Annotated in this window: 23 protein-coding genes; 9 read left to right on the top strand and 14 right to left on the bottom strand. The window is 54.3% G+C overall.

From position 1 onward, the window contains the following. Window positions 1-318: 318 nt before the first annotated feature. Window positions 319-882 (top strand): alkyl hydroperoxide reductase subunit C, encoded by a 564-nt coding sequence (gene ahpC / locus JY391_RS15320; RefSeq protein WP_000052802.1) that lies wholly within the window; start codon window positions 319-321, stop codon window positions 880-882. A gap of 241 nt (window positions 883-1,123) precedes the next feature. Then, window positions 1,124-2,689, top strand: a complete 1,566-nt coding sequence (gene ahpF, locus JY391_RS15315; RefSeq protein WP_042286200.1) for an alkyl hydroperoxide reductase subunit F — start codon at window positions 1,124-1,126, stop codon at window positions 2,687-2,689. Between the two features lie 76 nt (window positions 2,690-2,765). On the opposite strand, the gene uspG is transcribed toward ahpF, so the two are convergent. Further along, window positions 2,766-3,194, bottom strand: a complete 429-nt coding sequence (gene uspG / locus JY391_RS15310; RefSeq protein WP_042285573.1) for a universal stress protein UspG — start codon at window positions 3,192-3,194, stop codon at window positions 2,766-2,768. Window positions 3,195-3,418: 224 nt separating this feature from the next. Here uspG and JY391_RS15305 point away from each other — a divergent pair, with 224 nt between their 5' ends. Further along, window positions 3,419-4,657: a zinc-dependent alcohol dehydrogenase gene (locus JY391_RS15305; RefSeq protein WP_211934558.1), complete on the top strand. Its 1,239-nt coding sequence runs from the start codon at window positions 3,419-3,421 to the stop codon at window positions 4,655-4,657. Between the two features lie 3 nt (window positions 4,658-4,660). Here JY391_RS15305 and yldA read toward each other — a convergent pair whose 3' ends face one another. The 10 genes from yldA to citC form a co-directional block, all read right to left on the bottom strand. Further along, window positions 4,661-4,750 (bottom strand): small membrane protein YldA, encoded by a 90-nt coding sequence (gene yldA / locus JY391_RS23910; RefSeq protein WP_275477531.1) that lies wholly within the window; start codon window positions 4,748-4,750, stop codon window positions 4,661-4,663. A gap of 230 nt (window positions 4,751-4,980) precedes the next feature. Then, complete coding sequence (gene rnk, locus JY391_RS15300; protein ID WP_060568920.1) at window positions 4,981-5,391, bottom strand: nucleoside diphosphate kinase regulator; 411 nt, start codon at window positions 5,389-5,391, stop codon at window positions 4,981-4,983. 182 nt (window positions 5,392-5,573) lie between these two features. Continuing rightward, a complete protein-coding gene (gene rna, locus JY391_RS15295) occupies window positions 5,574-6,380 on the bottom strand; it encodes a ribonuclease I (RefSeq protein WP_211934557.1) in 807 nt (268 codons plus the stop codon). Between the two features lie 115 nt (window positions 6,381-6,495). After that, window positions 6,496-7,959 carry an anion permease gene (gene citT / locus JY391_RS15290; protein WP_205611749.1) on the bottom strand — a complete coding sequence of 488 codons (1,464 nt, stop codon included), beginning with the start codon at window positions 7,957-7,959 and terminating at the stop codon, window positions 6,496-6,498. Between the two features lie 24 nt (window positions 7,960-7,983). Further along, a complete protein-coding gene (gene citG, locus JY391_RS15285) occupies window positions 7,984-8,892 on the bottom strand; it encodes a triphosphoribosyl-dephospho-CoA synthase CitG (protein ID WP_211934556.1) in 909 nt (302 codons plus the stop codon). Next, window positions 8,864-9,415 (bottom strand): citrate lyase holo-[acyl-carrier protein] synthase, encoded by a 552-nt coding sequence (gene citX, locus JY391_RS15280; protein WP_211934555.1) that lies wholly within the window; start codon window positions 9,413-9,415, stop codon window positions 8,864-8,866. Before citX ends, citG begins: the two co-directional genes overlap by 29 nt. A 3-nt stretch (window positions 9,416-9,418) precedes the next feature. Beyond that, window positions 9,419-10,951 carry a citrate lyase subunit alpha gene (gene citF / locus JY391_RS15275; protein WP_042285554.1) on the bottom strand — a complete coding sequence of 511 codons (1,533 nt, stop codon included), beginning with the start codon at window positions 10,949-10,951 and terminating at the stop codon, window positions 9,419-9,421. 10 nt (window positions 10,952-10,961) lie between these two features. Beyond that, on the bottom strand, window positions 10,962-11,870 hold the full coding sequence (citE, locus tag JY391_RS15270) for a citrate (pro-3S)-lyase subunit beta (protein ID WP_211934554.1): 909 nt from the start codon (window positions 11,868-11,870) through the stop codon (window positions 10,962-10,964). After that, entirely contained in the window at window positions 11,867-12,163 is a 297-nt protein-coding gene (citD, locus tag JY391_RS15265; protein WP_042285548.1) for a citrate lyase acyl carrier protein, read from the bottom strand. Before citD ends, citE begins: the two co-directional genes overlap by 4 nt. Next, window positions 12,160-13,236 carry a [citrate (pro-3S)-lyase] ligase gene (citC, locus tag JY391_RS15260; RefSeq protein WP_181821801.1) on the bottom strand — a complete coding sequence of 359 codons (1,077 nt, stop codon included), beginning with the start codon at window positions 13,234-13,236 and terminating at the stop codon, window positions 12,160-12,162. Before citC ends, citD begins: the two co-directional genes overlap by 4 nt. Window positions 13,237-13,624: 388 nt before the next feature. Between citC and dpiB the strand changes: the two genes are divergently transcribed. Both dpiB and dpiA read left to right on the top strand, forming a co-directional pair. Beyond that, window positions 13,625-15,286 (top strand): sensor histidine kinase DpiB, encoded by a 1,662-nt coding sequence (gene dpiB / locus JY391_RS15255; protein WP_211934553.1) that lies wholly within the window; start codon window positions 13,625-13,627, stop codon window positions 15,284-15,286. Further along, entirely contained in the window at window positions 15,255-15,932 is a 678-nt protein-coding gene (gene dpiA / locus JY391_RS15250) for a two-component response regulator DpiA (protein ID WP_042285538.1), read from the top strand. The genes dpiB and dpiA overlap by 32 nt, the downstream gene beginning before the upstream one ends. A gap of 120 nt (window positions 15,933-16,052) precedes the next feature. Here dpiA and dcuC read toward each other — a convergent pair whose 3' ends face one another. Beyond that, a complete protein-coding gene (gene dcuC / locus JY391_RS15245) occupies window positions 16,053-17,438 on the bottom strand; it encodes an anaerobic C4-dicarboxylate transporter DcuC (RefSeq protein WP_211934552.1) in 1,386 nt (461 codons plus the stop codon). Between the two features lie 458 nt (window positions 17,439-17,896). On the opposite strand from dcuC, the gene pagP reads away from it, so the two are divergent. Further along, entirely contained in the window at window positions 17,897-18,460 is a 564-nt protein-coding gene (gene pagP, locus JY391_RS15240) for a lipid IV(A) palmitoyltransferase PagP (RefSeq protein ID WP_042285534.1), read from the top strand. 173 nt (window positions 18,461-18,633) lie between these two features. Beyond that, window positions 18,634-18,843, top strand: coding sequence for a transcription antiterminator/RNA stability regulator CspE (gene cspE / locus JY391_RS15235; RefSeq protein WP_000034826.1), 210 nt, complete (start codon window positions 18,634-18,636; stop codon window positions 18,841-18,843). A gap of 54 nt (window positions 18,844-18,897) precedes the next feature. Here the strand turns inward: cspE and crcB are convergent, their stop codons facing one another. Continuing rightward, window positions 18,898-19,281 (bottom strand): fluoride efflux transporter CrcB, encoded by a 384-nt coding sequence (crcB, locus tag JY391_RS15230; protein WP_042285528.1) that lies wholly within the window; start codon window positions 19,279-19,281, stop codon window positions 18,898-18,900. Between the two features lie 91 nt (window positions 19,282-19,372). Between crcB and JY391_RS15225 the strand changes: the two genes are divergently transcribed. Both JY391_RS15225 and tatE read left to right on the top strand, forming a co-directional pair. Next, window positions 19,373-20,161 (top strand): deaminated glutathione amidase, encoded by a 789-nt coding sequence (locus tag JY391_RS15225; RefSeq protein ID WP_211934551.1) that lies wholly within the window; start codon window positions 19,373-19,375, stop codon window positions 20,159-20,161. A gap of 128 nt (window positions 20,162-20,289) precedes the next feature. Continuing rightward, on the top strand, window positions 20,290-20,493 hold the full coding sequence (gene tatE, locus JY391_RS15220; RefSeq protein ID WP_042285523.1) for a twin-arginine translocase subunit TatE: 204 nt from the start codon (window positions 20,290-20,292) through the stop codon (window positions 20,491-20,493). A 99-nt stretch (window positions 20,494-20,592) separates the two neighbouring features. Here the strand turns inward: tatE and lipA are convergent, their stop codons facing one another. Further along, window positions 20,593-21,558, bottom strand: coding sequence for a lipoyl synthase (lipA, locus tag JY391_RS15215; RefSeq protein ID WP_042285520.1), 966 nt, complete (start codon window positions 21,556-21,558; stop codon window positions 20,593-20,595). Window positions 21,559-21,649: the final 91 nt, after the last annotated feature.

Raw genomic sequence — 21,649 nt, 5'->3', positions numbered from 1 at the left:
ATAGGCAACATCTCGGAGGGAACGATTGCCCTTTTCCCGGTAGGGTGTTGTAATCCTTTTCGCTGTTACAGCCTTTGTTAAGGTAATGTAGAGCGCAACACTTAGCCAGTTTCACTGGCGCTGAAGTTACCTACGGGTAGTTCAGGTAACGGGGCCGCCTGCGAAGGCGGCCCTTTTTACGTTGGATTGTTCAGGTTCACCACGTTGGTGAGAGAAGGTTGTTAGCTAACGCTTATTGATTTGATAAAGGAAACGCATTAGCCCTGTCAGTCATTTTTCGTTACCTTACAACTCAACGAAAACACGGAGGAAGTACAGATGTCCTTGATTAACACTAAAATTAAACCTTTTAAAAACCAGGCGTTCAAAAACGGTGAATTCATCGAAGTTACCGAAAAAGATACCGAAGGCCGCTGGAGCGTGTTCTTCTTCTACCCGGCTGACTTTACCTTCGTATGCCCGACTGAACTGGGTGACGTTGCAGACCATTATGAAGAACTGCAGAAGCTGGGCGTAGACGTTTACTCTGTGTCTACTGACACCCACTTCACCCACAAAGCATGGCACAGCAGCTCTGAAACCATCGCGAAAATCAAATATGCGATGATCGGTGACCCGACTGGCGCCCTGACCCGTAACTTCGACAACATGCGTGAAGACGAAGGTCTGGCAGACCGCGCGACGTTTGTTGTTGACCCGCAGGGTATCATCCAGGCGATCGAAGTTACCGCTGAAGGTATCGGCCGTGACGCATCTGACCTGCTGCGCAAAATCAAAGCTGCCCAGTACGTTGCTGCTCACCCAGGCGAAGTGTGCCCGGCGAAATGGAAAGAAGGCGAAGCGACGCTGGCTCCATCCCTGGACCTGGTGGGTAAAATCTAAATTTCCGTCGTCTTTCCCGCCATAGCTGCGTTGGCGTCGCCTGCTCACCCCGGTCACTGACTTCAGTAAGCACCCGGGGATTCTCAGGCTAGCCGCCTTGCTGTGACGCGAAATACTTTGGAAATTGTTTCAGTCATGGGCGCGCCTGCGCCCATTTCATTCCAGCACCATGACGCAAGTTGCATTCAGGCGGCCCGTTTAAGGCAGCTTGCATGATGATGTTTTCAGAGAGGGAAGAATGATGCTCGACACAAATATGAAAACCCAGCTCAAGGCTTACCTTGAGAAACTCACTAAACCTGTTGAGCTGATTGCCACGCTGGATGACAGCGCTAAATCGGCAGAAATCAGGGAACTACTGGCTGAAATCGCCGAACTGTCGCCGAAGGTGACGTTCAAAGAAGAGAACAGTCTGCCGGTGCGTAAGCCGTCTTTCCTGATTACCAACCCAGGTTCTGACCAGGGACCACGTTTCGCAGGTTCTCCGCTGGGCCACGAGTTTACCTCTCTGGTGCTGGCGCTGCTGTGGACCGGCGGTCATCCGTCGAAGGAAACGCAGTCTCTGCTGGAGCAGATCCGCGATATCGACGGCGAGTTTGAATTCGAAACCTATTATTCGCTTTCCTGCCATAACTGCCCGGACGTGGTGCAGGCGCTGAACCTGATGGCGGTGCTGAACCCGCGTATTAAGCACACGGCGATTGACGGCGGCACCTTCCAGAACGAGATCACCGATCGCAACGTGATGGGCGTACCGGCGGTCTTTGTTAATGGTAAAGAGTTCGGTCAGGGGCGTATGACGCTGGCGGAAATCGTCGCTAAAGTGGATACCGGCGCAGAAAAACGCGCAGCCGAAGAACTGAACAAGCGCGACGCTTATGATGTGTTGATTGTCGGCTCCGGCCCGGCGGGCGCGGCAGCAGCGGTTTATTCCGCGCGTAAAGGTATTCGTACCGGCCTGATGGGCGAACGTTTCGGTGGTCAGGTGCTCGACACGGTAGACATTGAAAACTACATCTCCGTACCGAAAACCGAAGGCCAGAAACTGGCGGGCGCGCTGAAGGCGCACGTCAGCGATTACGATGTTGATGTGATCGACAGCCAGAGCGCCAGCAAACTGGTTCCGGCAGCCGTTGAAGGCGGGTTACACCAGATTGAAACGGCGTCCGGCGCGGTGCTGAAAGCGCGCAGTATCATCATTGCGACGGGTGCGAAATGGCGCAACATGAATGTGCCGGGTGAAGATCAGTATCGCACTAAAGGCGTCACTTACTGCCCGCACTGTGACGGCCCGCTGTTTAAAGGCAAGCGCGTCGCGGTGATTGGCGGCGGTAACTCCGGCGTTGAAGCGGCGATTGACCTCGCGGGCATCGTTGAACATGTTACGTTGCTTGAGTTTGCGCCTGAAATGAAGGCAGACCAGGTGTTGCAGGATAAAGTCCGCAGCCTGAAAAATGTCGACATTATTCTGAACGCGCAGACCACGGAAGTAAAAGGCGACGGTTCGAAAGTGGTTGGTCTGGAATATCGCGACCGCGTCAGCGGTGATGTTCACAGCGTTGAGCTGGCGGGGATTTTCGTACAGATTGGTCTGCTGCCGAACACCAACTGGCTGGAAGGCGCCATCGAGCGTAACCGTATGGGTGAAATCATCATCGATGCGAAATGCGAAACAAACGTGAAAGGCGTGTTCGCTGCCGGCGACTGCACCACGGTGCCGTACAAGCAGATCATCATCGCGACCGGCGAAGGGGCAAAAGCGTCACTGAGTTCCTTTGACTACCTGATCCGCACGAAAACGGCATAAAAAGAAAGTAAGACGATACCTGCAATAAGAAAGCCCTGCCGAAAGGCAGGGCTTTATCGTTTATGAAGCGGTGAGTTTAACGTACGACCAGCACCGGCAGCGTTGCATGGCGCACGACGCTGGAAGCGTTAGATCCCAGCAGGTGCGTGGTGATCGACGGGTTACGTGAACCAATCACCACCACATCCGCATCCAGTTCTTCACCCAGCTCATTGACCACGTCGCGGACGCTGCCGAAGCGGACGTGCTGCTTAATACGTGACGGATCAATGCTGAAGTGCCCGACCATGGTCTGCAGTCGGGTCTCGGCTTCGTGCTGCAGATGCTCTTCGAAGCGACGAACGTCGGCGGCAAAACGATGCAGGCTCAGGCTGGCAGAGCCTGGCAATACATGTAACAAATGAATCACGCCATCCTGCTGCGCCAGAAACTCAGCGTGGCGGATCGCCTTGTCGCTTAGCTCCATTTCAAAAACATCAACCGGCATAATGATCGTCTTATACATACCCGTTTCTCCCTGTTAATGAATACTCAAATCATTCAAGCATATAATAATATTTCTTTCTGCTCTTTGTCTGGCACTTTTTCACTTCGTCCTGTTTCTTTAGCGAAAATGCCCCGCGCGTGCAGCCAGGAATAATCCCAAAGGCGCGCTGCGTGACGGCTTTTTCCCGCTGATGGCTACCCTTTAGAGATGCGCCGATTTTAAAACCCTGTACCGGAGGTTATATGAAAGCACTGACGTACCACGGTCCGCATCATGTTCAGGTTGAAAATGTTCCCGATCCCATTATTGAGCAACCTGACGATATCATCCTGCGAATTACCGCGACCGCCATCTGCGGTTCCGATCTCCACCTGTATCGCGGGAAGATACCTCAGGTTAAGCATGGCGATATTTTTGGCCATGAGTTCATGGGAGAAGTGGTTGAGACCGGTCGCGACGTAAAGACCCTGAAGAAGGGCGAACGGGTCGTGATCCCTTTTGTGATCGCCTGCGGCGACTGTTTTTTTTGCCGTTTGCAGCAATATGCCGCCTGTGAAAACACCAACGCCGGCAAGGGCGCGGCGCTGAATAAAAAACAGATCCCGCCGCCGGCCGCGCTGTTTGGCTACAGCCACCTTTACGGCGGCGTGCCGGGCGGACAGGCGGAGTATGTTCGCGTACCGAAAGGCAACGTCGGGCCGTTTAAGGTTCCGCCTTTGCTATCTGACGACAAAGCGCTGTTTCTGTCGGATATCCTGCCTACCGCCTGGCAGGCGGCGAAGAATGCGCAAATCCAGAAAGGCTCGAGCGTGGCGGTCTTTGGCGCTGGCCCCGTCGGGCTACTGACTATCGCCTGCGCGCGGCTGCTGGGCGCCGAGCAAATTTTTATCGTCGATCACCATCCCTACCGACTGCGTTTCGCCGAAGCGCGTTACGGCGCGATCCCGATTAATTTTGACGATCATAACGATGCGGCGGAGCTGATTATTGAGCAAACCGCGGGGCATCGCGGCGTGGATGCGGTGATTGACGCCGTGGGTTTTGAAGCCAAAGGCAGCACCACGGAAACGCTGCTGACCAACCTGAAGCTCGAGGGCAGCAGCGGAAAAGCATTGCGCCAGTGTATTGCTGCGGTAAGGCGTGGCGGGATTGTCAGCGTGCCGGGCGTTTACGCCGGATTCATCCACGGCTTCTTGTTTGGCGATGCGTTTGATAAAGGGCTGAGCTTTCAAATGGGGCAAACTCACGTCCATGCCTGGCTGGGCGAGCTGCTGCCCTTAGTGGAAAAAGGACTGCTCAAGCCGGAAGAAATCGTCACTCACTATATGCCGTTTGAAGACGCAGCTCGCGGGTATGAGATCTTCGAAAAACGTCAGGAAGAGTGCCGAAAAGTCATCCTGGTGCCGGGCGCGCAAAGCGCAGAGTCGGCGCAGAAAACGGTGAAAGGGCTGGTGAATGCGATGCCAGGCGGCGTTATCTGACCCTTACCAGCGCTTTTCCAGATACAGGACTGCTGCGATGACGATTGCCGCCATCACGAAAAACCCCAGCAGTATCGCAAAAGTCTCGTTCATGACTGTACCTGCCGGTGAAACCGATTAATAGCCTGTCCTGTCAGGCTATTTCATTTGCCCTTTGGAACCGGGCAGTGCGCAAACTGGCGGCGATAAAGACGCCGACTGAAACCGGCTCTAAGTATGGAACGGGCGGTGAAAGGATGAACCAGGAAGAAGGGATGATTTTCGGAAAGAGGATGCAGGGCATCCTCTGGGTAAAGCGGAAAATCGCTTATGCAGATGAGGGATTAACGCAAATAGTCGCCTGCGGCTTCTGGCTGGTATTCCAGTTCGAGCACTTCAAGGTGCGTGGAGGCGCCGCCCGGCAGTTCCCAGTGAATGCTGTCGCCGACGCGCAGGCCAAGCAGCGCCGCGCCCACCGGCGCCATCACCGAAAGCTGAGTATTACTGTCGGTCATTGCCGCAGGATAAACCAGCGTGCGCACGCGAATTTCGCCATTGCTCAGATCGCGGAATTTCACCCGACTGTTCATGGTGACGACGTCAGGCGGCATAGTTTCTGGCGAACACATCTGGGCACGATCCAGCTCGGCATTTAACGCGTCAGCAATAGGTAAATCAGCATACGCGGGCTGCTCCAGCAGGCGATCGATGCGTTCTGCGTCAAGGTCGTTAATGATGATAGTTGGTCTGGACATTTTTACTCCATGTCGTCAGTACTGCGTTTTGCCGCAGGTATAGATTCCCAAAAGAAAACCCTCACCGTCAGGCGGCGAGGGTTTAACTTTCCTGATGATACTGAGACTTCCGTGCACTTTGAAGTGATTTAGCTCACATTCAGGCAATTACCTGGTTGCTTACGGCTTCACGGAATTCTCGGCTAATACCCCACCTTGTCGAGAATAAAGTCTTTGCCGCAGTTTCCCGGATGCGGTTGCGGGGCGAAAGAGTCTGCCGTCAGCGGCGCGTTGATGGCACTGGCTTTCAGTGAAAACTGGATTTCGGTTAAATACGCAGGATTACCCTGACAGCTTAGCTTCACTGCTTTGCTATTTTCTTTACCCCAGCGTCTGGCAAACGCCGCGTCGAACTCGCTACGGCTGACACGTTGACCATAATGGTCGGCGAGGAAGGTTCCCAGCTCGCTGCTTTTGATCTCTTTATTCAGACGCACCATTGTGCCGAAGTAAGCATCCGGATCAAAGCCGAAGCAGGCGCCGTGTTTGGCGTACTCGTAGCGCTCAAGGCAGGAGCGTCCACCGGCGCCCGGCATCACTTCGCTCAGTTTGGCGGCGCTTTCCAGCGACAGGCCGGTTTCCGGCGCCGCGCATTTGCGGCTGGCGCGCGCTTCCGGCAGATTAGGGATTGGACGCGTGGCGCAGCCAAACCGCATCCAGCGCCGTTCATCCACCCCGCGCGAGGCCACGGACTTCGGCAACCCTGGCCATAAACCGTGAACCGTCAGGAAATCAGCCTTATTGGCGGTCTCTTTTTGCAGGCGGCACTCGTCAGGTTCGCGGCGGTTGCGCTCATGCTGGCTCTGGCAAAATCCGGTTTGCCAGGAGAGCGCCAGCACGTAGCGATCAAAATCGCCATACTGTTTTGCCTGAAGCGGTTCGGCGAACGCCGATGAAAAAGGAAGCAGGGTTGCAGCCAGAAGAACAGATTTTTGCCAGATTGGTTTCATGGTGAGCGTGGGACTTATATAAAAACTGAATAGTCTCTATTTAACCATAAAAAAGCCCGCCGGGTATGATTACCGGGCGGGCGGTGGGGTTATTCCGTTTTCTCGCGTGGAAAAATCAGTTCCACATAGCCAGTATCGGCCAGCCAACCAGCAGCAGCATCGCGATGTAAATCACCCCGAAGATTGCGCCAAGACGCCAGTAATCTTTAGATTTCACGTAGCCACAGCCGTAGATGATGACGCCAGGGCCCGTTGCATATGGGGTCAGGCAGCCCATGATACCGATGGACAGCACCAGCAGAAGACACAACTGCTCCATAGGAACGCCCGGAATGCCTTTACCAATCGCCAGGATCACGGGCAGCATGGTGGCGGTATGCGCCGACAGACTGGCAAACAGGTAGTGAGCAAAGTAGAACACCAGTACCAGTACAATGATCGTCGCATTAGGCGAGAAGCCTTCCAGATGCGCGCTCATGGTGTTTGCAAACCAGTCGATGAAGCCAGAACGGGTCAGGCCGTTTGCCATCACCACCAGGGTGGCGAGGTTAACCAGGGTGTTCCACGCGCTATTATATTTGGTGATATCTTTCCACGGCACTACGTGCAGAGCCAGCATCAGCGATACCGCCAGCAAACCTACTGCGGTGGCGTTAATCACTTTCCCGCCAAACACCCACAAGCCTAAGCTCAGCAGAACCAGGCCGATCAGCGTCCACTCTTTGCGGGTCAGACGCCCCATGGTTTTCAGTTCATCGCCCGCCCAGGTTGCTACTTCCGCACTGTGCGTCACTTCCGGCTTGTACAGAACGTAAGAGAGCCATGGCGCAACGATCAGTAAAATGATGCCGACTGGCAGGAAGCCGAGGAACCACTGCAACCAGCTGATCTGCACGCCCGCGATTTTGCTGACGAACTCCAGACCCAGCACGTTTGGCGCCGCGCCGGTGACAAACATAGAGGAGCTCAGGCTGGTACTGATCACCATCATCCACATCAAATAGCCGCCAATACGACGCGCTGACGGATCGTTCGGGAACGATTTAAACAGCGGCGGCAGGTTTTTGATCACCGGGAACACGGTGCCGCCGGTACGGGCGGTATTGGACGGCGTAAACGGCGCCAGCAGGATGTCGATGATGACAATCGCATAGCCCAGGGTCAGGGTGCGTTTACCCATGAACTTCACCAGGAACAGCGCGATCCGGCGACCGAGGCCGGTCACTTCGTAGCCCAGCGCGAAGATAAACGCGCCGAACACCAGCCAGACGGTGGTACTGGAGAAGCCCGCCAGCCCCCATTTCAGCGCCTGTTTACCGGCGTTAAAGGAAGGATCGGCCAGTTCTGTGGCATCAAACAGCAGGTAATGGCTGCCAATGACGCAGATGGTGACGGCAATAAAGCTGATCGCGGTAGCCGGAATAGGCTCCAGGATCATCCCGACAATCATCGCCACGAAGACGGCGAAGTAGTGCCATGCCTGAGGGGGCATACCGTCCGGAACAGGGATAAGAAACATGACGCCCATGACGATAAGAGGCGCCAATAATTTCCATATATTATCTTTAGATAAAGACATAAGTGCTTCTCCGAAAAGGAAATTTTAATAAGTGTTTAAATGGTTAACCTGAGAAAGTTGAGCTAAAAACCACGTCACGATCAGCAGATCGGCGCTACCGCCGGGGCTGAGATTGCGTTCAATACACGCCTGATCGAACTGGTGAAGACGGTCGAGATCGTCGGCGCTACGAATGCCGCCGCTTTGCAGTAAGGCTGTGGCCTGCTGCTGGATCCAACGCAAACCTGCCGCCCCGCCGCGCGAGGCGACGTTGGTATCGCCATTGCGCGCGATCAGCACAAGCAGCGTGTCGAGCAGCGCCAGTTCCGGGTCGCGTCCCGTGGCGAGCAGGGTGCGGTAATGCGGCAGTGCGTGGCGGATCACTAAGGGGTATCCCGCCTCGGCTTCGCCGCGCGCGCCGGTTAAGCCCAACTGGAAATAAAGACGCTGACCTGCGGTTTTTTGGTGATTGTTATTGCGCAGTTCGCGTGTCGTCAGGCCGCGGCAAAAGCTGGCGGAGGCGGCGCAGATCGTTTCAGGCGTAATGGGGCGCTGCAGCTGATGTAAGCGGCCAATGGCGGCGCACAGCAAACCCAGCGAAAAAATGCTGCCCTTGTGGGTGTTGACCCCAGCGGTGGCGCGGAACATATCCGCTTCGCAGGCCATACCTAATGGACGCAGCCCGCTTAACACCGAGTCTGCCGGTAGCTGTGCGCAGCAGGCGCCGTATTCGATAAAACGCGGCAGCCAGCCCTGAATGGCCAGCGCGCTACGATGAAAATCGGCGAGCGCCATATCTTTATGCGCGCCGCAGTTCAGGCGATCGACCAGTCCTGGCTTCGGCGACAGATTCACTTCCGTCAGCATGGCGCGCCAGGCGAGATGCGCGTAAGCATCAAACAGCGTGCGCGGCAGGGCGGTGGTTTCACCGTGCGTATCGGGAATCGGCAGCATGTAATAGCGCCTCCATGTGGTTAAGAAGATCGGAGAGCGTATGGGTTTTCCCGCGCGCGCACGCTGCAGCGCTTTGCCCGCACAGCAGGCAGCGGCGGGCAGGCAGCGCAAAATGGCGACGGGAGAGAATTTCGCCTCCGGGCGTCAGGACGTCGATGTCCCACAGGCGTCCCAGAGGATGGTTATGTTCAAGCTCAATCGTCGCGAGCTTGATGTCACGGGCCGGCGCTTCTATGGAGATCATGCCTTCCGGCCCGCTTGCAGAGGCCAGTGCAGCCTGCTCCCTGATTAACCAGCCCGTTGTCTCCGCCAGCGCGTACAGGGCAGTCACACCGTGATTAAAGAGGCGACGGGTGAGCGCGCTGTCTTTGATCGGGCCGGGCGCCACCACGGTAAAGGAGACCAGTGGAATGGGATGGCGCTTAAGCCAGGCGTGTTGCCTTGCCTGTCTCTCATCCCGGCTGGCGAGCAGCTCGGGAATCGAAACCGCGTGGCGGGTGGCCTGTTCAGGAAGCAGGTGCATGGCTTATTCCTTCACCTGATGAACAACGTCAATCACGGAACCGTCGCGATAACGCACCACGGCGATCACGCGGTCAGTGAACGCGATGGGACGCGGTTCGCCAGTGAGCTGTTGCGCGCGCTCGCGCAGCCACGCAATCGGCACTACTTTCATACCGGCTTCTTTCAGGCGTTCCGCCAGTTCCGGTCGTGCCGGGTTAACGGCAATGCCGTGGTCGGTCACCAGAATGTCGACGCTGGAGCCTGGGGTGACGCAGGTCAGCACGTTATCGACCAGCGTGGGAATGCGACCGCGTACCAGCGGCGCGACGATGATGGACAGCGCAGCAGCGACCGCGGTGTCGCAGTGACCGCCGGACGCGCCGCGAATCACGCCGTCGGAGCCGGTCAGCACGTTGACGTTAAACTGGGTGTCCACTTCCAGCGCGCTCAGCACCACCACGTCCAGGCGGTCAACGGAGGCGCCTTTGGAACCCCAGTTTGCGTACTGGTTCGCGCTGATTTCGATGTGGTTCGGGTTGCGAGCCAGCGACTGAGCGGCGTTGCGATCGAAGCTCTGGACATCCAACAGTTTGCGAATCAGCCCCTTTTCATGCAGGTCGACGATGGTGGCGGTGATGCCGCCCAACGCAAAGTCCGCACAAATGTTGCGGCTGCGCATTTTGTCTTCAAGGAAGCGGGTGACCGCCAGCGACGCGCCGCCGGTGCCGGTTTGCAGCGAGAAACCTTCTTTGAAGTAGCCGGAGTTAACAATCACGTCCGCCGCGCTGCGGGCAATCAGCAGCTCGCGGGGGTTGGTGGTCATTCGGGTGGCGTCTGCGCCGATTTTATCGGCATCGCCGACCTGATCGATCTGAACGATAAGATCGACCTGATCCTGGGCGATGCTGGCCGGATTATGCGGATACGGCAGCAGTTGTTCCGTCAACAGCACCACCTGATTGGCGCTTTCGGCGTCGACCCGGGCATAGCCGAGCGAACCACAGCAGGCTTTCCCGGTATAGCCGTTGGCATTACCAAACGGGTCGCAGGACGGCACGCCGAGAAAAGCGACGTCAATATTCAGCTCGCCGCTTTGCACCAGATTGACGCGCCCGCCGTGGGAGTGGATCTGCACAGGCTCGGCCAGCAGGCCACGCGAGATCTCTTCCGCCAGCGGCCCGCGCAGGCCGGAAGTATAGATGCGGCTGACCACGCCTTTACGAATATGGTCAACCAGCGGCGCGTGGCAGTCGCTCAGGGAGCTGGAGGCCAGGGTCAGGTTTTTAAAGCCCATGCTGGCGATAGTGTCCATCACCAGGTTAATGGTCAGATCGCCGCCGCGAAACGCATGGTGGAAGGAGATGGTCATCCCGTCCTGTAAACCGGAACGGCGGATGGCTTCTTCCAGGTTTGCGCACAGCTTTTGGTTGCGCGGTTTCTGCGCCTGCAGGTTCTGTTTAGACGCGTTTTTATAGCTGGACAGGTTGCTTTCAGCGCGGCGGCTCCAGGCCGTTACCCGTTCCTGTCGTTGAGACTGTTCGTTTTTCTGGGTCATTATTTTTGCCTTATTCTTCGCGGATGCCGGAAAGTTCTGCGCGGGAGAGCACCAGACGCGCGCGCTCGATCACCGGGCTGTCGACCATCTTGCCGTTCAGAGAGACCACCCCGAGTCCCTCGCGGGCGGCGGCTTCAGCGGCTTCCACGACCAGACGCGCATGGTTGACCTCTTTTTGCGTCGGGGCGTACAGGTTATGCAGCAGTTCAATCTGGCGTGGGTTGATCAGCGATTTGCCGTCAAAGCCCAACTGTTTGATGTGCGCGGCTTCATGCAGAAAACCCGCTTCGTTGTTGGCATCGGAATACACGGTGTCGAACGCCTGGATACCGGCGGAACGTGCGGCCTGCAAAATAGCGCAGCGGGCGAACAGCAGTTCGGTGCCTTCCGGCGAGCGCTCGGTGCGCAGGTTGCGCACATAGTCTTCCGCGCCCAGGGCGATACCGATTAGGCGTTCAGAGGCGTGGGCGATCTCTACCGCGCGGGTAATGCCCAGCGGTGACTCAATGGCCGCCAGCAGGCCGGTGCTGCCTGGTTCGCGGCCGCAGGCTTTTTCAATGCGCAGGATTTCGTTTTCAATTTCAATAACGTCCTGCGCCGTGTCGGTTTTCGGCAAACGAACCACGTCAGCGCCGCCGCGAACGACAGCCTCCAGATCGTTGACGCCAAACTCGGAGTCCAGCGCGTTGACACGCACGATGGTCTCTACATCGCGATACAGAGGATGCTGCAGCGCGTGGTAAACCATGCGACGAGCCGTGTCTTTCTCACGCAGCGCAACGGAATCTTCCAGGTCGAACATCAGCGCATCGGCGGGGTAAATAAAGGCGTTGCTGACCATGGCGGCGTTGGCGCCCGGAACAAACAGCATGCTGCGGCGCGTGCGGGTTTTACGTTGTTGTAAAGACGCGGAAATCATTGGCGATCCTCCCATGGCAGGGCCGGGATGCCGCTGGCGCGAGCCAGTAACGCTTCCAGTCGTGCGCGTAAAATACAGTCCAGCGCGCCTTTATCATCGACATTCACTTGCACGCCGCGTACGTCATATTGCGCAAGAACCGCCAGAATGGTGGCGCGAATGGCCTCGCCAAACTGTTTCTCAACGCTGCTATTGATTTGCAGGTCAATCTCCTGCGTATCGAGAGGGGCGATGCGGATCATCACATCACCCGACTCAAGTGTGCCTGCGACGGCAGCCTGGTTTATTTTCATTTTTCACCTGTTACTAATGCGGGGGTCTTTTGGCGGACTGTCGCACCGTTTGCGGGACGTTCAGCCATTTGTTGCAGATAGTGCAACGTGGCAGGCGGCACCAGCGGCGCGATAGCCGTGAGATCTTTTTTAACCAGCAGCTTGCGGACCAGCGAGGCCGAGATGGGCGTCTCCTGGTAACACAGGCGCTCTATTTCCACCAGTTCAATCGGTGGGGCGGGAAGGGTGGGCGTCTCCAGCCAGAAACGCATGTCGTGGTTATACTGGGCGGTGACGGTACAGAACGGTTCCGTTCCGACGAAACGATGGGTGATTCCCAGGGCGGGCGCCAGATGCTGACGGAAAATTTTCAGGTCAATTTCCGTATAGCAGTGATTAATGACGCTCTGTTCTTTAATGAAGTAACACGGGAATGTGGCGCGGGAAATAATGTATTCGGAACCGCGATGCACAGTGAGACGCGGGATATCCGCCGAGCCTTTGATCACCAGATCGAACCGGTCTTCATAAGGAAAGCGCGAGGTGTCTTCTTTCACCAGAAACAGATGCAGCCAGTCGCACTGCGCCGCCGCTTGCTGGATCAGATAGCGGTGTCCGTTGGTGAATGGGTTGGCGTTCATTACGATGCAGCCGATTTTTTTACCGTCGTGACGCAGACGGGTTAACGATTCTGCGTAGCGTTTCAGGCGGGTTGCGCTGTTTTCCATCAGCACCATGATGCCGGGAACATTGGCGAGGGTCGAAAAACCGCACTGTCGGAACAGGGCTTCGTATTCCGTTTTGGTGTAAATGAACAGATGCGTGCAATGTCTTTCGTAAGCGAGATTGATCAACTCTGTCGCCAGCGTGAGCGCTAATCCTTCGCCGCGTACCGATTCGCTGATGGCCACGCACTTAATGATATTTCCGGCAATGCCGCCGCAGGCGATAAGGCGGTCATCACGGGTCACCGTAATAAACACCTCCACGGTGGTATCGATGCTTAAATCATTCTCTTTCAGGAATTGTGTGATCGCCGCCATTTTTATATTTTCTGAGCGTTTGACCCGTGTAAACACATTATTACTAAACATAGTAAAGGCATCCTGAGAAGCTATATTGTTGCCGTTTTGAGGCGAATGTTGTACGAAAAAGCAATTTAATAACGTTTTGTTTTCATTTGGAGGAAAAGAAAATTTTGCGACGAGATATTTCTTTTTCTCCTGAACACATACATCGTAAGGAGTATTTAGGGGGTAAATTTTGATTTATTTCACAAACACTTAGATGGTTTTTATGGGTTTAATGGTTTTAAGTTTTTTAATTATTCTAATCACAATTTGAGATGTGGTTTTAAGTTGTTTAATTGATTTAAGGTGATGAATCTGTAACGATCACTCTTATTCCGCTTGCGTGGGAGTAAAACATTTTTATTACATTTAGCGTGCGTGCTCTGTTTATAATGCCGGTAAAGGAACAGCAATGTTGGTTCAAAAAAATAAAAAGCCGTTTTCTTTTTTTCGACAACTGGCATTTCCGTTGCGTATTTTTCTGCTTATTCTGGTTTTCTCGGTGTTCATTATCGCCGCGCTGGCGCAATATTTTTCCGCCAGTTTTGAAGACTATTTGACCCGCCACGTTCGTGATATGGCGATGAACCAGGCGAAGATCATCGCCGCGAACGACAGCATCATTGCGGCGGTGAAAACCCGTGATTACAAGCGACTGGCAACCATTGCCGATAAGCTGCAAATCGACACGGACTTTGACTACGTGGTGATTGGCGATCGCAACTCTGTTCGCCTTTATCACCCGAACCCGGAAAAAATCGGCTACCCGATGCAGTTCATCAAGCCAGGCGCGCTGGAGAAAGGGGAAAGCTATTTCATCTCTGGTACCGGCTCAATCGGCAATGCCATGCGCGCCAAAACGCCGATCTTTGATAATGAAGGCAATGTTATCGGCGTCGTCTCCATCGGTTATCTGGTCAGTAAAATAGACAGCTGGCGGCTGGACTTTATTCTGCCGATGGCGGGCGTGTTTGTGCTGTTGCTGGTGGTTCTGATGCTACTTTCGTGGCTGTTCGCCACCCATATTCGTCGTCAGATGATGGGCATGGAACCCCGGCAGATCGCCCGGGTGGTGCGCCAGCAGGAGGCGCTGTTTAGCTCGGTGTATGAAGGGCTGATTGCGGTGGATCCGGACGGTTTTATCACGGCGATTAACCGTAGCGCGAGAAAAATGCTTGGTCTGCGCTCGCCAGGACGACAGTGGTTAGGCAGGCGTATCGAGGACGTGGTGTCGCCGTCCGATTTCTTTACCGATCGCATTGCTGAAAAACGCGTTGACGTCATGATGAATTTCAACGGCCTGAGCGTGATTGCTAATCGCGAAGCGATCCGTTCCGGCGAGGAACTGCTGGGGGCGATTATCAGCTTTCGCAGTAAAGACGAAATCGCTACCCTGAACGCCCAGTTAACCCAGATCAAGCAATACGTAGAGAGTCTCAGAACGTTACGCCACGAACATCTTAACTGGATGTCGACGCTCAATGGCCTTTTACAGATGAAGGAGTACGATCGGGTCAGGGAGATGGTGCAGGGCGAGTCCCAGGCGCAGCAGCAGCTTATCGACAGTCTGCGCGACGCCTTTGCCGACCGCCAGGTAGCGGGATTGCTGTTTGGTAAGGTACAGCGCGCGCGTGAACTGGGGCTTAAAATGACGATTGTCCCTGGCAGCCAACTGCATCAACTGCCGCAAGGGCTGGACAGCACTGAATTTGCGGCGATTGTCGGCAATCTGCTGGATAATGCCTTCGAAGCCAGTTTACGCACAGCGGAAGGCAATAACGTGGTGGAACTGTATCTGAGCGACGAAGGAGACGAGGTGGTGATAGAAGTCGCCGACCAGGGCTGCGGCGTGCCAGAGGGGCTTCGCGACAAAATATTTGAACAGGGTGTCAGCACCCGTACCGATGAGCCGGGTGAGCACGGCATTGGCCTGTATCTGATTGCCAGCTATGTGAGACGCTGTGGCGGGATAATAACGCTGGAAGACAATTCCCCCTGCGGCACTCTATTTTCTCTCTTTATTCCGAAAGTGAAAAAGAACAATGACGGAACCATTAACCCTATTAATCGTTGAGGATGAAATGCTGCTTGCGGAAATGCATGCAGAATACATCCGCCATATTCCCGGTTTTAACCAGATCTGGTTAGCGGGCAACCTGGCGCAGGCAAGAATGATGATCGAACGCTTCAGACCGGGACTCATTCTGTTGGATAATTACCTGCCGGACGGGAAAGGGATCACCCTGCTGCACGAGCTGACCGAGTCGCACTATCCTGGCGGCGTAGTGTTTACCACGGCCGCCAGCGATATGGAAACGGTATCGGAAGCGGTGCGCAGCGGGGCGTTTGACTATTTGATCAAGCCCATCGCTTATGAGCGACTGGGACAGACTCTGACGCGCTACCAGCAGCGCAAACGGATGCTGGAAGGTAATGACAGCGCCAGCCAGCGACAGATTGATGAGATGTTTAATGCTTATGCCCGTGGGGAGCCGAAAGACGATCTGCCAACCGGAATTGATGCGCTGACCCTAAACGCGGTGAAGAAGCTGTTCGCCGACCCACAGGTACAGCACACCGCCGAAACCGTCGCTCAGGCGCTGACCATCAGCCGAACCACTGCCAGACGGTACCTTGAGTATTGCGCCAGTCGGCATCTGATTACAGCGGAAATAGTGCATGGAAAGGTAGGACGGCCGCAGCGCATTTACCACGGGTGATACACGTCAACCTTCACGCTGCCTCACTGTTCGCTACGCTCAAAAACCCCAGTCACATCGTTATTATGCTCCTGGGGATTTCCCCGCGTCTTATCCGGCGCTGATCTCCCCCGGATAATATCAGCCGCCAGTGACGGCGGAAGACGTGCCTGGCACCATCACTTCGGTGGCGATAATCACGATTAACAGCCCCACCATGACCGGTACGGAAGTGCGTTTTACCACTTCAAACGGCGAAATTTTCGCCATTCCGGCTACCGCGACCACCACGCCGGAAACCGGAGAAATCGTCCGTCCCAGGTTGGAGGCTTGCAGCATCGGAATCGACAGGTACGCCGGGTTGATGCCGGACGAATGCGCTAGCTTGGGAATCATTTCGACAAACGCATAAAACGGCGCGTTACCGGAGCCGGTGGTCATCGCTGCCAGCATGGTCAGAATGACCAGCACCAGCATCAGAATGATGCTCGCCGAACCAAACGACGTGGCGATGGAGATCAGGCTCTGGATAAAGCCAATCGTGCTCAGACCCTGCGCGAAAACGCCTGCGGCCACCAGCAGCATCACCACGTTGGCGAAAGCATCCGCCATGCCGCGATACGCGACTTCCAGCCCGGAGAAGACTTTCTGAGTATTAAAGCCACGAACAAACTCCAGCACTGCCGCAATCAGCATACACAGCACGAGAATGGTGATGATGTGCAACTGCGGTCCCCACTTACCGTCAAAAATCAGTACCCCAATAATCGGTGTAAACGGCAGGATGGCATACAATGCCGGGGCTGTGGTGGTGATCTCATTCACGTCCAGTATTTCATGGGCGATGTTTTCTTTTTTATCCAGATAACGCTGCCAGAAAAAGTGCGCTACCGCCATACCGATAATGGCGGCTATGGAGATCGGCAACGTCGTTTTAAAGGCAAAGTCGATGAGCGGCATTTCGGCGGCTTTCGCAGCCAGAACCACGTCGCCGGAGGTAGGCGAAAGGATAATCGCGGCAGGGGACGCACAAATTGCCGCTGCGGCGCCGCGGCTGATCCCGACGTTAACCATGACCGGGAACAGCGTCGCCATCAACAGTACGCCGAGGCCGGTAGCAGAAGACACCGCCAGCGACATCAGACAGGCCACGAAATAGGCGGCAATCATCAGCAGGTAAGGCGAGTTAATGTACTGCAGCGGCCTGGATGCCAGCTTCACCACCATATCATTTGCGCCGATATGGGTCATATAGGCGGCGAAACCGCAGAGCATCATGATCATCATGCCGAGATCGCCGCCGCGGCTCATTAGCAGGATCTTGATGTACTCGACAATATCGGTCGCCGTGTAACCCGTTGTCGATTCACTGGCAGGCAGAACCTTATGTCCCATCAACGCGCTGATAATCAACAGCACCAGACCGCCGACAAAGAGTACGCCGGTCGCGGAATACCCCTTAATTATGTAGCGGGCGACGCCCACGATAACCACTACTCCAATAAGGAGTTCAATCACTGTTAACATTGTTTCCCCTGTCGCATGGACACCCAGATATGAAAATAAGAAAATACCAATTAAGTGGTGTAAAAATGTGCCGAATAACCCTGCGACACTCGCTGATTAAAATCAAGAAACAGACGAATTAAATCTGAGTTATCGGCTTTTTTTACAATAATGCTACCGGTTCAATATATCTCAGCCGCCTTTATCCCTGTCATGGGTGTTTGTTTTATATTTGTTCAAATTATGATGCATCAATGTTAATAATTTGCAGGGCAGGAGAACATCGCGCGAAGCAGAACAAAAAAACAGCGATATCACGCTGATAACACAGCAATAAATATGCCCAAATATAATAAGGTTATTTGGCTGAAAATAGATCTTAGAACAATCTGATTCTGGTTTAAATCACCGCTGTTAAGGTCCCATTAAACTTTTTTTTGGTACAATTTAAGCTGTACTTAAGCAGGGTAATAAATGTTGTGATGGTGGCTAAAAAATTCTTTTTCCTTATTGTTTTTCTTTTTATTCAATCCGGCCTGCAACAGCAGGCATTGGCTGAAGAGAAAGGATGGTTTACGACGTTTACCGACAATGTCGCGGAGACCTGGCGGGAGCCAGAACATTATGATTTATATATTCCTGCGATCACCTGGCATGCGCGTTTCGCTTACGATAAAGAAAAAACCGATCGTTATAATGAGCGTCCGTGGGGCGGCGGTTTTGGTCAGTCACGTTGGGATGAAAAAGGAAACTGGCATGGCCTGTATATCATGGCCTTTAAAGACTCCTGGAATAAATGGGAGCCCATTGGCGGCTATGGTTGGGAAAGCACATGGCGCCCTCTGCCGGACGATAACTTCCGACTGGGGCTGGGCTTTACCGCAGGCGTTACGGCGCGCGATAACTGGAATTACATTCCTGTCCCGGTGCTGTTGCCGCTGGCGTCCATTGGGTACGGACCGGCAACGTTTCAGATGACCTACATCCCCGGTACCTACAATAATGGTAACGTTTATTTTGCCTGGATGCGCTTTCAGTTCTGAAGCGATAAGTGATTAAAAAAAGTAGATAAAACAATAAGCTATATGCTTATGCTAAAAAATAACGCGATATTTATCACTTTTTACCAAAGTTCGACTGGACAAAGCGTACCACAATTGGTGTACTGGTACCCGACACAGCATTTGTGTCTATTTTTCATGTAAAGGTAATTTTGATGTCTAAGATTAAAGGTAACGTTAAGTGGTTTAATGAGTCCAAAGGATTCGGTTTCATTACTCCGGAAGATGGCAGCAAAGACGTGTTCGTACACTTCTCTGCAATCCAGACCAATGGTTTTAAAACTCTGGCTGAAGGTCAGCGCGTAGAGTTCGAAATCACTAACGGTGCCAAAGGCCCTTCTGCTGCAAACGTAACCGCTCTGTAAGCCTACGTCAGCAAGAATTCAAAACCCGCTTAATCAGCGGGTTTTTTTTGATCTTTAGTGGCTGCTGGCGGCGGTAACTAACCAGAACGCCAGTGCGGTCATGGCAAACGAGCCGAGCAGGTTGACCAGCACATTCAGCATTGCCCAGGCAACACGTCCTTCCTGAAGCAGAAAAACCACTTCCGCGGAGAAGGTTGAGAAGGTCGTTAGCCCGCCGCAAAACCCCGTGGTGATAAGCACTTTCCACACAGGATCGATGTGGGTCATCCGACTAAACCACGCCAGTCCCATGCCAATGATAAATGCCCCCAGTAAATTCGCGGTCAGGGTACCCACAGGGATCGCCTGATGTACCGGATTAAACCGCATACTGAGCATCCATCTCGCTACACTTCCTGTACCACCGCCAATAAAAACTGCTAAAAGAAGTTGTAACACTGCGTAATCCTGTTATTTGATGAGTAATGGGTATGAGTGTAACGCTGAATAACCAGGGTTGGCGAGTGTAACCAACCTGACTGGAGGGTGTATGTTCGCTGCTGCCGGGCAATTTGCCGTCACTCCCGTATGGGAAGAAAACGCAGAAACCTGCGTATCGTTGATGTCGCAAGCGGTCAAACGCGGCGTCTCGCTGCTCGTTCTGCCAGAAGCGCTGCTGGCGCGCGATGATGCGGATCCCGATTTATCGGTTAAATCCGCCCAGCGACTGGAAGGGGAGTTCCTGCAGCGGCTTTTGCAGGAAAGCGCAAACAATACCCTGACCACTATCCTGACTATCCACGTTCCTTCGCTTCCTGGACGCGCGGTGAATACGTTGGTGGCGCTGCGCGCAGGGAAAATCGTGGCGAGCTACGCTAAGCTGCATCTTTACGATGCGTTTTCGATACAGGAATCGCGAAACGTCGACGCCGGAAAGACGATTGCGCCGCTGATTGAGGTGGAAGGGTTTAAGGTCGGGCTGATGACCTGCTACGATCTGCGCTTTCCTGAGCTGTCGATTGCCCAGGCGTTACAAGGGGCTGACGTGCTGGTACTTCCGGCTGCCTGGGTTCGTGGGTCGCTGAAAGAGCACCACTGGTCAACGCTGTTGGCGGCCCGGGCGCTGGACACGACCTGTTATATGGTCGCTGCCGGTGAGTGCGGAAATAAAAATATTGGTCAGAGCCGGATTATCGACCCGTTTGGCGTAACCGTCGCGGCGGCGGCAGAGTGCCCGGCGCTGATCATGGCAGAGATTTCTGCCGCGCGGATCCGCCAGGTGCGCGCGCAGTTGCCGGTGTTACGTAATCGCAGATTTGCGCCACCGCAATTATTATGACGTTTTTTTAAACACTGCTTGATTCACCTTGTTACAGATTGCTATTGTGTGCGCGCGTCAAATGACCGTTAATGTTATCCGGTTATCAAGGCACGCTTTGCTGCCTGTTTTAATTCGAGAAGGTATTTATGGGTGAGATTAGTATTACCAAACTGCTGGTGGTTGCCGCACTGGTTGTTCTGCTGTTTGGTACCAAGAAGTTACGCACGCTGGGTGGAGACCTGGGCACGGCAATCAAGGGCTTTAAAAAAGCCATGAACGATGACGATGCGACTGCAAAAAGAGACGTAGACGGTAACGTTCAGGCTGAAAAACTCTCTCATAAAGAGTAATGCCCGGAGCAGGATGCTCATCCGTTTTATGCTGACGAGAAAAAACCCGCACGCTGGCGGGTTTTTTTTATGGCTGAAATGTAACGATTCGTTACTGAATCACTTCACTTCCATTCCTTTCGCCTGCAGGTCAGCATGGTAAGAGGAACGCACAAACGGACCGCAGGCGGCGTGGGTAAAGCCCATTGCCAACGCTTCCGCTTTCATCTCGTCAAACTCATCCGGGCTGACGTAGCGCTGTACCGGCAAATGGTGGCGACTCGGCTGCAGATACTGACCCAGAGTGAGCATGGTAACGCCGTGACGGCGCAGATCACGCATCACCTCAATGATTTCAGCATTCGTTTCGCCCAGACCCACCATCAGGCCTGACTTGGTCGGGATCTCCGGGTGCGCTTCTTTAAAGCGTTCCAGTAACTTCAGCGACCAGTTGTAGTCCGCGCCCGGACGAACCTGACGATAGATACGCGGTACGTTTTCAAGGTTATGGTTGAACACATCCGGCGGGGTGGCGGTCAGAATATCCAGTGCGCGATCCATACGGCCACGGAAGTCAGGCACCAGTGTTTCAATTTTTATGTTCGGGCTCTTTTCACGGATTGCGGTAATGCAGTCTGCAAAATGCTGCGCGCCGCCGTCACGCAGATCGTCACGATCCACGGAGGTGATCACCACATAGCGCAGCGCCATATCAGCAATGGTTTGCGCCAGCTTCACCGGCTCATTGGCGTCAGGGGCAACAGGGCGACCGTGAGCAACATCACAGAACGGGCATCGACGGGTGCAAATTGCGCCGAGGATCATAAAGGTGGCGGTGCCGTGATTGAAACATTCCGCCAGGTTCGGGCAGGAGGCTTCCTCACAGACGGAATGCAGGCCGTTTTTGCGCATGGCGGCTTTAATGCCCTGGATACGCGTGGAGTCCGCTGGAAGCTTAATTTTCATCCATTCCGGTTTGCGCAGCAGGGCTTCGCGCTCTGTCGCCACATTTTTGACCGGGATAAGGGCCATCTTATCGGCATCGCGGTATTTAACACCGCGTTCCATCACAATGGGTTTACTCATAGCGTGCGTGTTCCAGTTGCGAATACGAAGGAAAGCGTTTTAATTCAATGAAATGTTGTATTTATCAACTATTTTTGAATTCACTACAGGC

Origin of the sequence: Citrobacter sedlakii, from assembly GCF_018128425.1 — a bacterium.
GTDB lineage: Bacteria > Pseudomonadota > Gammaproteobacteria > Enterobacterales > Enterobacteriaceae > Citrobacter_A > Citrobacter_A sedlakii.
This window is presented reverse-complemented; position numbering and strand designations above follow the sequence as displayed.